Origin of the sequence: Aliarcobacter trophiarum LMG 25534 (assembly GCF_003355515.1) — a bacterium.
GTDB classification, from domain to species: Bacteria; Campylobacterota; Campylobacteria; order Campylobacterales; family Arcobacteraceae; genus Aliarcobacter; species Aliarcobacter trophiarum.
This window is the reverse complement of record NZ_CP031367.1, coordinates 1217943-1232148: the sequence shown is the minus strand read 5'-3', so window position 1 is coordinate 1232148 and position 14206 is coordinate 1217943. Positions and strand designations below refer to the sequence as shown.

Annotated in this window: 15 protein-coding genes; 10 read left to right on the top strand and 5 right to left on the bottom strand. The window is 28.8% G+C overall.

Annotated elements, in window-relative coordinates; genetic code table 11:
* The first annotated feature begins 36 nt into the window (after positions 1-36).
* The 3 genes from ATR_RS06370 to ATR_RS06360 are packed head-to-tail and all read left to right on the top strand — an operon-like array spanning position 37 to position 5490.
* A complete protein-coding gene (locus ATR_RS06370) occupies positions 37-1269 on the top strand; it encodes a TolC family protein (protein ID WP_115428639.1) in 1233 nt (410 codons plus the stop codon).
* Positions 1266-2336, top strand: coding sequence for an efflux RND transporter periplasmic adaptor subunit (locus ATR_RS06365; RefSeq protein ID WP_170126886.1), 1071 nt, complete (start codon positions 1266-1268; stop codon positions 2334-2336). Before ATR_RS06370 ends, ATR_RS06365 begins: the two co-directional genes overlap by 4 nt.
* A gap of 1 nt (position 2337) precedes the next feature.
* Positions 2338-5490: an efflux RND transporter permease subunit gene (locus ATR_RS06360; protein ID WP_115428638.1), complete on the top strand. Its 3153-nt coding sequence runs from the start codon at positions 2338-2340 to the stop codon at positions 5488-5490.
* 162 nt (positions 5491-5652) lie between these two features.
* Here ATR_RS06360 and ATR_RS09995 read toward each other — a convergent pair whose 3' ends face one another.
* The 4 genes from ATR_RS09995 to ATR_RS06345 all read right to left on the bottom strand — a co-directional run bounded on the left by ATR_RS09995 (position 5653) and on the right by ATR_RS06345 (position 8699).
* Complete coding sequence (locus ATR_RS09995; protein WP_456236513.1) at positions 5653-6348, bottom strand: methyl-accepting chemotaxis protein; 696 nt, start codon at positions 6346-6348, stop codon at positions 5653-5655.
* 257 nt (positions 6349-6605) lie between these two features.
* On the bottom strand, positions 6606-7649 hold the full coding sequence (locus tag ATR_RS09990) for a HAMP domain-containing protein (RefSeq protein ID WP_456236508.1): 1044 nt from the start codon (positions 7647-7649) through the stop codon (positions 6606-6608).
* A 115-nt stretch (positions 7650-7764) separates the two neighbouring features.
* Entirely contained in the window at positions 7765-8262 is a 498-nt protein-coding gene (locus ATR_RS06350) for a type II toxin-antitoxin system antitoxin SocA domain-containing protein (protein WP_115428637.1), read from the bottom strand.
* Between the two features lie 8 nt (positions 8263-8270).
* Positions 8271-8699, bottom strand: coding sequence for a J domain-containing protein (locus tag ATR_RS06345; protein WP_228254206.1), 429 nt, complete (start codon positions 8697-8699; stop codon positions 8271-8273).
* 86 nt (positions 8700-8785) lie between these two features.
* Here ATR_RS06345 and ATR_RS06340 point away from each other — a divergent pair, with 86 nt between their 5' ends.
* Both ATR_RS06340 and ATR_RS06335 read left to right on the top strand, forming a co-directional pair.
* Complete coding sequence (locus tag ATR_RS06340) at positions 8786-9052, top strand: DnaJ domain-containing protein (RefSeq protein WP_115428635.1); 267 nt, start codon at positions 8786-8788, stop codon at positions 9050-9052.
* 8 nt (positions 9053-9060) lie between these two features.
* Complete coding sequence (locus ATR_RS06335) at positions 9061-10149, top strand: glycoside hydrolase family 3 N-terminal domain-containing protein (RefSeq protein WP_115428634.1); 1089 nt, start codon at positions 9061-9063, stop codon at positions 10147-10149.
* Here ATR_RS06335 and ATR_RS06330 read toward each other — a convergent pair.
* Positions 10142-10918 (bottom strand): TIGR02757 family protein, encoded by a 777-nt coding sequence (locus tag ATR_RS06330; RefSeq protein WP_115428633.1) that lies wholly within the window; start codon positions 10916-10918, stop codon positions 10142-10144. The two genes, ATR_RS06335 and ATR_RS06330, sit on opposite strands and share 8 nt — an antisense overlap.
* Before the next feature lie 55 nt (positions 10919-10973).
* Between ATR_RS06330 and ATR_RS06325 the strand changes: the two genes are divergently transcribed.
* The 5 genes from ATR_RS06325 to lptB are packed head-to-tail and all read left to right on the top strand — an operon-like array spanning position 10974 to position 14197.
* Positions 10974-11795 (top strand): SDR family NAD(P)-dependent oxidoreductase, encoded by an 822-nt coding sequence (locus ATR_RS06325; protein ID WP_115428632.1) that lies wholly within the window; start codon positions 10974-10976, stop codon positions 11793-11795.
* 37 nt (positions 11796-11832) lie between these two features.
* Positions 11833-12081 (top strand): S4 domain-containing protein, encoded by a 249-nt coding sequence (locus tag ATR_RS06320; protein ID WP_115428631.1) that lies wholly within the window; start codon positions 11833-11835, stop codon positions 12079-12081.
* A complete protein-coding gene (gene trpD / locus ATR_RS06315) occupies positions 12082-13068 on the top strand; it encodes an anthranilate phosphoribosyltransferase (protein WP_115428630.1) in 987 nt (328 codons plus the stop codon).
* Positions 13069-13482, top strand: a complete 414-nt coding sequence (gene tsaE, locus ATR_RS06310; protein ID WP_115428629.1) for a tRNA (adenosine(37)-N6)-threonylcarbamoyltransferase complex ATPase subunit type 1 TsaE — start codon at positions 13069-13071, stop codon at positions 13480-13482.
* A complete protein-coding gene (gene lptB, locus ATR_RS06305) occupies positions 13475-14197 on the top strand; it encodes an LPS export ABC transporter ATP-binding protein (protein ID WP_115428628.1) in 723 nt (240 codons plus the stop codon). The genes tsaE and lptB overlap by 8 nt, the downstream gene beginning before the upstream one ends.
* Positions 14198-14206: the final 9 nt, after the last annotated feature.

Below are 14206 nucleotides of genomic sequence, written 5' to 3'. Positions count from 1 at the left end.
ATAGATAAAATCTCATTTTATTTATAAAGGAGCAAAATGAAAAAGATATATTTTACATTTTTAGTACCAATATTTTTATATAGTCAAAATTTAGAAGAGTTAGTAAATTTAACAATTGAAAATAGATTAGTTCAATCTTCTAAACAAAATTTAGATGCTTTAAAAGATGAGTATAAAAGTGTACAAAGAGGTTATTTACCAAAATTAGATACAGGAGCTTCTTACTCTATAAACGAACATGAATATGCTGGTAATCCTAAAAAAGGAGCAAATATTTATGGAAGTTTAAATTATATGCTTTTTGATGGTGGAAAAAAATATGATATTTATGATGGATATGAAAGTGATATTAAAAGTGGTGAGAAATCAGTAGATGCACTTAGAAATGATTTATCTCTTACAGTTGTAAATTATTATTTTGATTATCTCTCTTTTATAGCAAGAAAAGATGCTAAACAAAAAGAGATAGAGCAACTAATAGCTCAAGAAGATAGAGTTGGAAGATTTTATAGTGCAGGAACAGCAACAGAAGATGAACTTCAAAAGATAGTTTCAAGATTACAAAATGCTATTGTTGAACTTCAAGAAGTAGAGCTAGATATTATTACAATTATTCATAATCTTGAGTATGTTACAGGTACAAAAGTATCAATAACAGAGGGTTCAAAACTTGAAGATGTTAGTAGTCTTGTACAAAAAAATCCTAGATTTGATATTCAAGCTTTAGATTTTGGAACTCAATCAAAACAAAGTATTGCAAAAGCACAAAAAAGTGATTACTATCCAACAATTACATTGGATAATACATATAACTATTATGATAGAAATTATGATAAAGAAAGTAATGATACAGATATAAAAAATCATCAAAATATAGCAAGTGCAAATATGAAATGGAATCTATTCTCTTTTGGTGAAACACAGTATAAATATGAGTCTAAACAGAAAGAGTATTTGGCTAGTAGATCAAATTTTGAGTATGAAAAAAATAAAGCAGATGTTGATTTACAATTAGCTTTAAAAGCTTATGATATATCAAAAGCAAAGATAAAATCAACAGAAGCAACTCTTAGAGCTTCTCAAACAGCTTATGAGATTATAAAATCAAAATATGAAAATGGTTTAATAGATAATGTTGCCTTTTTACAAAGTTTAAGTGAAAAATTTGATGCAATAAGCCAACATAAAAAAGCTATAAATGATTTAGAGGTGAAAAAAGCAACAATAATTTACCATAGTGGTGAAAAATTACAGGAGTATATAAGATGATAAAAAGTAGTAAAACAAAATTCCACATTGTATGGACAAAATCAATAATGTCACTTTTTGTGGCAAGTATGGCATTTGCAAATCTAAATGCAGATGAGACACCAGCCATTCCAGTTCAAGTATTTAAAGTAGAAAAAAAAGATTTTACTACAAATAAAACTTACCCAACAATTTTAAAATCTGTTGAACAGGTTGATATTATTGCAAGAGTTTCTGGAACTTTGCAGGAGAAAAATTATACAGAAGGTGCTTTTGTAAAAAAAGGAACTCTTTTATATAAAATAGAACCAGATACATATTTGGCAAATCTTAACTCAAAAAAAGCGAACTATACAAAAGCAAAAAAAGATTTTGATAGAGCAAAATCTCTAATATCTACAAAATCAATTAGTCCTCAGCAGTTTGATGAATTTACATACCAATATGAGAGTTCAAAAGCTGCTTTAGATGAAGCACAAATTCAATATAACTATACAAAAGTTACAAGCCCAATAGATGGAATTGCTGGAATAAAAAGACAAGATATTGGAGATTTAGTTGGAACGAGTTCAGCTAATTCAACACTTGTAACTATTACAAATACAAATCCAATTCATGCTGAATTCTCTCTTCCAAAAGATGATATGAATAAATATTTAAGTCAAATTAGAGAGAATAAAGCAAAAGTTACTTTATCTGTAGGTGATAAGCTTTTTAATGGAACTATTGATTTTGTTTCGCCAACTATTGATATTAATACAGATACACTACTTTTAAGAGCAAAAATAGATAATCCAAATGGTGATTTAATTGTTGGAAATTTTGCACAAATTGAGATCTCAAATCTTGATTTAGGAGATATTTTTGTGGTTCCAGAAAATGCAATATTAAAAACTGCACAAGCAACAGTTGTAATTGTTGTGGCAGAGGGTAATATCTCAAAACCAATACCAGTTGTTGTTGGTGATTTGATAAAAGGAGGAGTTATAGTTAAAGGTGGTTTAAAAGGTGGTGAGCAAATTATTATTTCAAATATTGCTAAACTTAAACCAAATACAAAAGTTCAAATAGTAACTAAAGAGAAATAGTATGATTTCAGCATTTTTTATTAGAAAACCCGTTTTTGCTGGAGTTTTAAGTATAATTATTTTCCTTGTTGGAATTATATCTATGTTTAATCTTCCAATTGAACAATATCCAAGAGTTTTACCACCTCAAATTGTTGTAAATACAACTTATCCAGGAGCTAGTGCTAGTACTATTGCAAAAACTGTTGCAGCTCCATTAGAACAACAAATTAATGGTGCAAAAAATATGATTTATATGAATTCACTAGCAGAAGATAGTGGAAGATTAAGTATAAATGTATATTTTGAGACAGGAACAGATCCTGATAGTGCAAAGATTGATGTAAATAATAGGGTTCAAGCAGCCTTAGCTTCTATGCCTGAAGAAGTTCAAAGAATGGGAGTTGTTGTTAGAGAACAATCTCCTAGTATTTTACTTTTTGCAATGCTTCAATCTCCAAATAATACTTATGACTCTATTTACTTGTCAAATTATGCACTTTTAAATATGGTTGAGACTTTAAAAAGGTCTGAGGGTGTTGGAGATGCTATGATCTTTGGAGCAAAAGATTACTCTATTAGAATCTGGATGGACCCAGCAAAATTAGAGAAGTATAAATTAACAACAACTGATATACTAACTGCAATAAAAGAGCAAAATAAGCAGTATGCAGCAGGAAAAATTGGTGAAGAGCCAATTTTAAATAAGCAGATGTATACTTACACTATCAAAACTCCAGAGAGATTTGATAATCCTTCTCAATTCTCAAATATTATTATTAGAGCAAATGAAGATGGTAGTAGTTTAAAACTAAAAGATGTTTCAACTATTGAATTAGGAAGCAATGATTACTCAATGCAGACTAAACTAAATGGCTCACCATCTATTCCTATAGGGGTATTTTTACAAAGTGATGCAAATGCTTTAAATAGTGCAAATGCCATTAAAAAAGCTTTAGAAGAGGCTAGTAAAACTTTTCCAGATGATATGACTTATAGTATTCCTTATGATAGTACAGATTTTATTACAGCTTCAATTACAGAGGTTGTAAAAACTTTTGTGGAAGCCCTTATATTGGTTATTTTAATTATATACTTATTCTTACAAAACTGGAGAGCTACAATTATTCCTTTAATAGCAGTTCCTGTTTCTATTATTGGAGCATTTGCTGGAATGTATGCTTTAGGATTTAGTATAAATCTTTTAACTCTTTTTGGTCTGGTTCTTGCTATTGGAATTGTTGTTGATGATGCTATTATCGTTATTGAAAACATAGAACGACATATGCATATGGGAAAAACTCCAAAAGAGGCAGCTTTTGCAGCTATGAGAGAGGTTACTGGAGCTTTAATTGCTATTATATTGGTTTTAGGAGCTGTGTTTATTCCTGTTGCCTTTATGGGTGGATTAAGTGGGGTTATGTATAGACAGTTTGCTATTACCATTGTTATATCCGTTGCCATCTCTGGATTTGTAGCTTTAACTTTGACACCATCTTTATGTGTAAGAATTTTGAAAAATAGCCACAATGAACCAAAAGGTTTCTTCAAATGGTTTAATACTATGTTTGATAAATTTACAGATGGTTACTCATTTTTAGTTAAAAAGACTATTAGATACTCTTTAATCTCACTTTTACTATTTGGTGGCTTACTATTTATATCATGGGATATGTTTAAGGGTATGAAAACAGGGCTTGTACCTGATGAAGATCAAGGAACTATCTTTGTGTTTGGATTTAATCCTCCAGGTTCTTCTCTTTCAAGAACAATTGAGCTTAGTGAAGAGATAAATTCAATTATTGAACAAGATCCAAATGTAAAAAATATTATTACACTTGCTGGTTATGACTTTACAACATCAGCATATAGAAGTCACACTGTGGCAACTATTATTAAGCTTAAAGATTGGAAAGATAGACCAAATGATGACCAACATGCTATGAATCTTTTGACAAAATTTAGTGGGCAACTAATGGGCACTAGTGAAGGTTTCTCATTTGCTGTTGTACCACCTGCTATTATGGGAATGAGTGTTACTGGTGGATTTGATATGTATATTCAAGATAGAACAGGTGGTTCTGTTGAAGAGCTTCAAAAAGTAACAAATGCCGTAATTGAAAAAGCAAAAACAAGACCAGAACTATTTGGTACTAGAACATCATTAGCAGCTAATATTCCACAATATCAAATGGAAGTTGATTTAGAAAAAGCAAAATCAAAAGGAGTTAGAATTGATGATATTTATAGCACTATAAATGCAACTTTTGGAAGTTATTATGTAAATGATTTTACACTTTATGGAAGAACATATAAAGTAAATATGCAAGCAGTTGATAGCTTTAGAGATAATCCAAATAATATGCAAAATATATTTGTAAGATCAAAAAATGATGAGCTTCTTCCTCTTAGCTCTTTTGTAACTTTGAAAAAGCAAGTTGGTGCTGATATTATTGAGAGATTTAACTTATTCCAAGCTTCAAAAGTATCAGGACAACCAGCACAAGGATATAGTTCAGGAGATGCTTTAAATGCTATTGAAGAGGTATCTAAAGAGGTTCTACCTGAAGGTTATACAATTGCTTGGGTAGGAACGGCATATCAAGAGAAACAAATAGGTGGAAGCTCTGCACAAGCTTTTATTTTTGGAATTATTTTCTTGTTTTTAATTCTTGCAGCTTTATATGAAAAATGGCTACTTCCAATAGCTGTTGTATTGGCAGTTCCTTTTGCTATATTTGGAGCTATTTTGGCAACAAACTTACGAGGATTGGATAATAATATATATTTCCAAGTTGGGCTTTTAGTTCTTGCTGGATTGGCAGCTAAAAATGCTATTTTGATTGTTGAGTTTGCTCTTCAAAAAAGAAAAGAGGGGTATAACTTAGTAGATTCAGCACTAGAAGCTGCAAAGGTAAGACTAAGACCAATTGTTATGACTTCTTTAGCATTTACTATTGGAGTTATGCCTTTAGCGATTAGTGAAGGTGCTGGAGCGGCTTCTAAACACTCTATTGGAACAGGAGTTGTTGGTGGAATGCTTACAGCAACATTTATAGCAATAGTATTTATACCACTATTTTATATATTAATATCAAGATTAAGTAGAGAAAAAGAGGGAAATATTGCTGAAGATTTAAGAAAAGAAGAGGAAGAAAACAATAGTGAGAAGTAGTCATTCTCACTACTCTTTTTAAGATAAGAGATTTAAGTCTCTTATCTTTTTTTATTATTAACTAATTAGAAAATCATTATTTGTTAGAAAATAGAAATAGATATCTTATTTTATAAAATAAGATTAAGTTTTAAGTGTAAAGCCTAAGAGATTTAAGATCTCTTAAAAGCTTTCCCACTCATCACTATTAGAGTTATCTTTAATCTCTTTTACTTTAGAAGTGTTTATATTTTGATTTGGTTTTACTGTCTTTTTGGCTGTAGAGTTTATTATATGCTCTTTTACCTCTTTCTTTAATCCTATCTCTTTAGCTTTTACCTCACTCTTACCTACAAACTCTTTTTGATTAGCATCTTCTACTATTAGTTTTGCTATCTCATCTGTACTTAGAGCAATATCATGTGATTGACTAGCTATCATAGCATTTTGTTGAGTTTGTTGGTCTAATTGATTTACTGCATCATTTATCTGTTCAATCCCTAATAGTTGCTCTTTTGAAGCATTCTCTATATCAGATATTAAATTCATTGTTGAAGAGATATTTGTATTTAAGTTTTTATATCCATCTATCATATTTGTAGCAATAGTTTTTCCTTCATTAGCTTTTACTGTTGCTCTTTCTACTATCTCTTTTATCTCTTTTGCAGCTTCTGCACTTCTTGTTGCTAGATTTCTTACCTCTTGTGCAACAACTGCAAACCCTTTCCCTGCTTCCCCTGCTGTTGCTGCTTCTACTGCTGCATTTAGTGAAAGAATATTTGTTTGAAATGCTATATTATCAATTACTCCTATTGCCTCATTTACAAGATTTACTTGTGTATTTATCTCATCCATTGCAGTTGTTGTCTGATTTGCCATAGCTTGTCCTTCATTTACTGCTTTTGTAACACCATTTGAAAGATGTGACATCTTTGCAATGCTCTCTGTATTATTTCTTATATTTGAAGTTATCTCTTCTAATGCTGCTGCTGTCTCTTCTAGTGATGCTGCTGCTTCATTTGAACTTAAGTTTAATTTATTTACATTTGATAATAGAAGATGTGAACTCTCTTCTAGTGTTAAACCATTTGATTTGTTCTCAGCTAACATTTGATTTATAATTGTTGATAGTTGATTTATACCACTTGAACTTTTCCATTGTCATTTTCTATCTTCTTTGTAAAGTTTAGTTTTGCAAAGTTATCAAGAACATCAACAACTCTATTTATATCAGAACAAACATTTCTTTTTGTAACTTCAAGCATCTCATTGAAGCTACTTTTTAACTCTTCTAGCTCTTCATTTATAGTTGATTTTTCTATTTTTGAATCTAAATTCCCAGATTTTACCTCATTTACAACTCTTTTTACATCTTCTATTAAAGCATTGTCTTGAGTTATTAAATCTTGTGTTTTTACAATGTTTTGGTTTATTACTTTTGTCATAGTTCCAAACTCATCTGTACTATTAAGATTTATTAGCTCAACTTTTGTACTCTCTTTATTTGAAAAAGCAAAAAAACTTAGAAGACCACTTTGAAAGATATTAAGGCTAGTTACAATATTTCTAGAAATTAGCTGGATTATTATTAAGATACTTAAAATAGTTATTCCTAAAATAGTCACAATAAAAGATGTAGTAGTTGATATAGTATCGTTGAATTCACTCCTTATCTCTCTATTTCTTTCATAATTTCTCTCTTGCCACTTTAGTAAAGCAGCTTTTAATGGTCTCCACTCTTTTGTTGATAGAGAGTTGTCCTCTTTTGTTAAAGTTTCGTTATTTTTTAGCTTTTCAACTATTTTATTCAATACCTCAATTTGTGAAGCATATAAAGAAGCAATTTCAAATTTCTCGAAACCTTGAAAATTTTTAGAACTATCTTTAAGAACTAAGATTAAATCATCAAGCTCTTTTACTGCTTGAATGAAGTTGTCTTTTGCTTTTGTATCACTAGGATTTATAATTATTCCCCTTAGAGCATTTGAGACTTGAAGACCTTGTTCACTAGTTTTTGTAATATTAATTGCTAAATCAGAAATTAAACTACTATTTTCATAGCTATTGTTGATTTTAGACATACCATTGTATAAAACTGCTGTTACAATAGCTAAAAGAATTATTGTAATAATAGATATGATATTTATCTTATAATTTACTTTTAAATTCTTTAAACCCATTTTATCACCTCATTAAATTAAAGTTAATAGAAATGGTAGCCAATAGTTACTTGAATTATAATTATTAGATAAAATTAATTCTTTAAAATAAAAAAATATTATAATTTATAGATTTTTAGAAAATAATTTCATTAGTATCGCAAGCTCGTACTTTTTCAAGTTTAAAGGACTCATTTGCAAGATTTCTAACACTTGTATCTTTATATAAATTTATAACTTTATGTATAGATTTTAGCTCATCAATCGAAAAGATAGTTTCGTCAAAATCTTCGTCTAGTTTTTTAAATTTAAGCTCTTTAAATGTCGCTTTTTCAACTATTTCAATCTCTAAAAAATCCATTAACTCTTGAATAAAAAATACTCTATCATCCTCTTCATCTTCAAACTCTACATCATCTAATATTAGATTAAAAAGTTCATCTAAAATATCAGCTTTTACTCCTCTTGGAGTTTTTATAAAGCTTTCACCTAAAATCTTTTTTTCACAAAAATTTAGATGATTTTGCTCTATGAAAAATATCATTAGCTCTATCTTTTTGTGATTTAAAGCTTTAACTTGTTTGTGTAACATATATAATATAATATTTGCTACTTTTGTCATATCTATACTCATAAATTTCCTTATTCTGTGTAGGCTTGTATTAAAATATCTCGATATTCATTTAATCTCTTCATCTTCTCTTCATCTCCTCCATTTAAATCAGGATGATAAATTTTTGCTAACTCTTTATATCTCTTTTTTATATCCTCTTTTGATGGAGTTGATGAAAAACCAAAAAACTCTTTTGCTTCTTGTAGTTTTGAAGTTTGATTATAAAAATTTCCTTGAAACCCTCTATTATTAAAATCTTGATTAAAGTTTTTAAACTCAAAGTTTTGATATTGGTATTGAAACTTTGATGCATTTTTTAAAAAAGCTTTTCTTATAAAATATATTGCAATTGCAAAAAATAGGATAATCCCACCAATTATCATTAAAAAAGCACCAAAATTTGTAAAAATTAGATATAAAATAAAAATTGTTATTGCTAAGTTTATAATTTGTCCCATAAAATACCTTAAAAATTTTGTGAGCATTATACAATAAGTAGATTAATCATAATATTTTTGTACAATATATTCTTTAAAGGATTTATATGAATTATGATGATTTTATCAAATCTGTTGAACTGTTTGGAATTATCTCAAATATGAGCAAAAAAGATGTAAAAAAAAGATACTTAAAACTTTCAAAAAAGTACCATCCAGATATGGAAGGTGGAAGCCATGAGAAGTTTACAGAACTTAAAAAATCTTATGAAATTTTGCAAGAGTATATGGATAGTTATAGTTTTTCTTTTGAAGAAAAAGAGTTTAAAAAGCAGTTTCCAGCATTTACAAACTATAAAAATTGGGTTAAATAGGAGATTTTATGAAGAGTTTGGTTGTAGTTTTATTTTTGATTGTTTCATGTTTTGCACAAGAGAACTACTCAAAAAAAGATATAGAAAAAATGATAGCAAAAATGGTTGTACTTGGATTTTCTGGTACTAATATAGATAAAAACAGTAAAATTTACAAAGATATAGAGTTTGGTTTGGGAGGAGTTATACTATTTGATAAAGACCCAAATGATAAGACAAAAGCGAAAAATATAGAGAACAAAACTCAATTAAAGAGATTAAACCAACAATTACAAAATATTTCAAATAGAAAGCTTCTTATCTCAATAGACCAAGAAGGTGGGATAGTTCAAAGGCTTAAAAGTGATATGGGTTTTGTAAACACTTTAAAAGCTAGTCAAATATCGCAAAATGGAGAAGTTTTTGCAAAACAAAGTTATGAAGCAATGGCAAAAGATTTAAGTAGTGTTGGAATAAATCTTGATTTTGCTCCAGTTGTTGATTTAGCTATAAATAAAGATAATAAGGTAGTTGTGACTCGTGGACGAAGTTTTGGTGAGACTTCTAAAATTGTTACAAAATATGCATCTATTTTTGTAGATGAGTTAAAAAAAGAGGGTGTAATTTCAACTTTGAAGCATTTTCCAGGTCATGGTTCCTCTTTGGCTGATTCTCATTTAGGTTTTGTGGATATTTCTAAAACATGGGACAAAAAAGAGCTTGAACCTTATAAATATTTTATTAAAAATAATAAAGTTGATATGATTATGACGGCTCATGTTTTTAATGAAAACTTAGATAAAGAATATCCAGCAACACTATCTTACAATATAAATACAAAGCTTTTAAGGGAAGAGTTAGGATTTAATGGAGTCTTGATAACAGATGATTTACAAATGAGTGCTATTAGTAAACATTATGATTTAAAGCAGACTTTGACTTTAGCTATAAATAGTGGCGTGAACTTACTACTTTTTGCAAATCAGTTAGCAAAACCGATCTCTTTAGAAGAGATAGTAAATACAGTTTATAGTCAAATTTTAAGTGAAGAAATTCTATTAGAAAAGATAATTGAGTCAAATAGAAAAATAGATTTATTACAAGAGAAACTTAAATAAGTTTTTCTTGTCCCAATCTATATATCGCAAAATCATACTTTATAGGGTCTTTTATATCAAACTCTTTTAATTTTTCTGATATCTCTAATGCAGATTTTAGATTGTAAGTTCTATTTTTAAGAAGTCCCAATTTTTGTGAAACTTTAAATGTATGAGTATCAAGCGGTAAAATCAAATCTTTTTTATCTATTTTTTGCCAAAGTCCTAAATCCAAACTATCTTTTCTAACCATCCATCTTAAAAACATATTCCATCTTTTATATGGTGCATTTGAATCTTTTATTCTTCCATTTTTATCTCTTTTTAGTGGATTTCCAACCAAAAAATCAAATCCTTGAGAAGAGTAGTTTGCTTTTTGTTTTATCTTTTGTATCACAAAATCAATGCCTTCTAAAACACTATTTTCATTTTTATAACCTTCAAAAAATAACTCTTCCAAACTATTTTCTTGTTTTAATCTTCTAAAAGTTTTAAAAACTGCTATAACATCAGCACTATTTTGAAATCTATAATAGTGATTTTTAAGCTCCTCTTCGATTTTTATTTCACTCTCATTTAAAAGTAAGAAATTCAAACTATCCAAAAATTTCACTATTAATTTTGCATTTCCATAAGCAAACAAAGCACATAAAAGTATTGCAAACTCATCATTTTGTCTTTTTGCAACCATCAAAGGGTCAGGTTTTTCATAACTTAACTCTAAAACACAATTTCTACTATTTACTTCAATATCTAAAAGTTCTTTTAACTCTTTATCTTTTTTTGTCATTTTTTTACTCAAATAATTTTTGGATATAATAGCAAAAAATTTATTAGGAATAAAATTGCGAAATATATTGATAACTGGATGTTCTAGTGGAATTGGACTTGAAACAGCACTTTTTTTGAAAGAGAATAATGTAAAAGTATATGCAAGTGCAAGAGAGCAAAAAGATGTAATAATGCTAGAAAAATTAGGATTAATAGCTTTTAAAATAGATGTTAGAAATAAAGATGAGATAAAATTTGCTTTAAATGAGATATTAAAGCAAGATAATAAACTAGATTCTGTTTTTAATAATGCTGGTTTTGCAGTTCCTGGAGCCATTGAAGATATAGATACGGAGGTTTTAAAAGAGTTATTTGATACAAACTTTTTTGGACTTCATGAAGTAACAATTCAAGCTATGAAGATTTTTAGAGAACAAGGGTATGGAAAGATTATTCAACATAGTTCTGTTTTGGGAATTATATCTTTGAGATTTAGGGGAGCATATAATGCAAGTAAATATGCTATTGAAGGACTTTGTGATACTTTAAGACTTGAAACTTCAAATAGTAATATTTTCATAAGCACGATAAATACAGGTCCAGTTACTTCAAAGTTTAGAGAAAATTCACTAATAAATTTTAAAAAACATATAGATATAAAAAATAGTTTTTGGAGAAGTTCTTATGAAAAAGAGTTACAAGCAAGGCTAGAAAGCAGTGATAATAAAGGGGTTTTTACTCTTCCTCCAAGTAGTGTTGCAAATGTTGTCTTAAAAATTTTAAATGTAGATAATCCAAAACCTAGATATTATGTAACAAAAGCCACATATATTTTGGGTTTTGCAAAAAGAGTTTTAAGCCAAAAATGGCTTGATAAGTTGCTAGAAAGAGTATAAAAAATCATTTTAGTTTAAATTTGTTATAATCTTTTTTATGAGAATAGATAAATTTTTAAATGCCGTAAATATAACAAAAAGAAGAGCCGTTGCTGAAGATATGCTGGAACACAAAGTTGTTTTTCTAAATGATATTGCAGTAAAAAAAGCAAAAGAGGTAAAAGTTGGGGATATTATTGAAATAAAATATCTTGAAAATAGTGAGAAGTTTAAAATTATTCAAATTCCAACAACGAAATCAACACCAAAATCAAAAATAGATGAGTATGTACAAAGGGTAAATTAGATGTTTTTAGAGACAAAAGTGAAATTTGATGAGATTTTTGAAGATAAATTATCTCATAATGAAATAAGAGATTATTTTTTAGCTCTTTATGAAAGAGGAGAGACTGCTAGTGAATTAGCAGGTGCTGCTAGTTCTATGAGAGATTTTGTAATACCACTTCCAATAAGTGAGAGTTTAAGAGAAAAAGCTATTGATATTGTAGGAACTGGTGGAGATAAAAGTTATAGTTTTAATATTTCAAGTACGGTTTCTATACTTTTAGCAAGTGTTGGCTGCTTTGTTGCAAAGCATGGAAATAGAAGTGTTACAAGTAAAAGTGGAAGTGCTGATATGTTAGAAGCACTTGGAATAAATCTAAATTTAAGTTTGGAAGATACTGCTAAAATGCTGGAAGAGACTGGTTTTGGATTTATGTTTGCTGCAAATCATCATCCTGCAATGAAATATATAACACCTGTACGAAAAACAATAGACCATAGAACTATTATGAATATAATTGGACCACTATGTAGTCCTGCTGGAGTTGAAAAGATAGTTTTAGGAGTTTATACTAAAGATTTTATAAATAAGATTGCGACAGCTCTTGATATGTTAGGTTGTAAAAGGGCTATGGTTTTATCAAGTGATGATGGGATGGATGAAGTTTCAATCTCAAGTATAACATATGCTACATTTTTGGAGAATGGAAAGCTTAAAGATTTGATTATAAATCCTATTGATTATGGTTTTAAAATTGCCTCAAAAGATGATATAGTAGGTGCTGGACCAGATATAAATGCACAAATAACAAGAGATATATTAAATGGAAAACAAAAAGGTGCAAAACTAGATATTGTTCTTTTAAATGCAGCAGTAGCTCTTCTTGTAGATGGAAAAGCAAGAGATATTAAAGATGGTATAGAAATAGCAAGAGATGCAATAAATGGTGGAAATGCAAAGAGAAAGCTAGAAGAGATTATTAAGTTTTCACAAAGGCTTAGTTGCTAAATGAGAGAGTTCTTACTAGAAGAGAAAGAGTTAGATCCCCTAATTACTTGTCTTAAATCTATTTTGGAAAATAGAGATTGCATTGTTATTTTAAGAGGAGACTTAGCAAGTGGGAAAACTACACTTGTAAAAGAGTTTGTAAAGAGCTTGGATTTAAAAGATATTGTAAACTCTCCAACTTTCTCCTTACAAGTAATTTATGGAGAAGATATTTTTCATTATGATTTATATAATAAAACTTTGGAAGAATTTATCTCATTAGGTATGCTTGAAGAGTTTGAAAAGAGTGGTTTACATTTTGTAGAGTGGGGAGATGCTAAGTTAGAAAATATTTTAAATGACTATGGTTTTGATGTGGTTATTATAAATATTTTTAAAAATGATGATAAAAGGTTGTATAAAATAGATGAATAATTTAAGAATTGTTGATATTAAAAAAAGAATTAAAAAGACTGAGATATTGCATGGAATCTCTTTAGAGATAAATTCAGGTGAAATAGTTGGACTTTTAGGACCAAATGGAGCTGGTAAAACTACAACTTTTTATACAGTTTGTGGTCTTGTAAAACCAACAAGTGGAGATGTTTTTTTTGATGATGAGAATATCACATCTTTGCCACTTCACAAAAGAGCTTTAAAAGGAATAGGCTATTTACCACAAGAGTCATCAATTTTTAAAGATTTAAGTGTAGAAGACAATCTTCTTTTAGCAGCTGAAATTGTAATAAAAGATAAGGATGAGCAAAATAGAAGAGTTGAAGAGCTATTAGAGCTTCTTGATATTGAGCCTATTCGTCAAAGAAAGGGAATCTCTCTTTCTGGTGGAGAGAGAAGAAGAACTGAAATAGCTAGGTCATTAGTGTCAAAACCTAAATTTTTACTATTAGATGAGCCTTTTGCTGGAGTTGATCCAATTGCTGTAAAAGATATTCAAGATTTAATAAATGAACTTACAAAGATAGGAATAGGGGTTTTAATTACGGATCATAATGTAAGAGAGACATTACAAATTTGTCATAGAGCTTATGTTATGAAAAGTGGAAGTTTACTTGCTAGTGGAACATCTGAAGAGATTAAAAATGATATAAATGTAAAAGAGCACTATTTAGGAGAAGATTTTAATTTTTAATAAAATCTT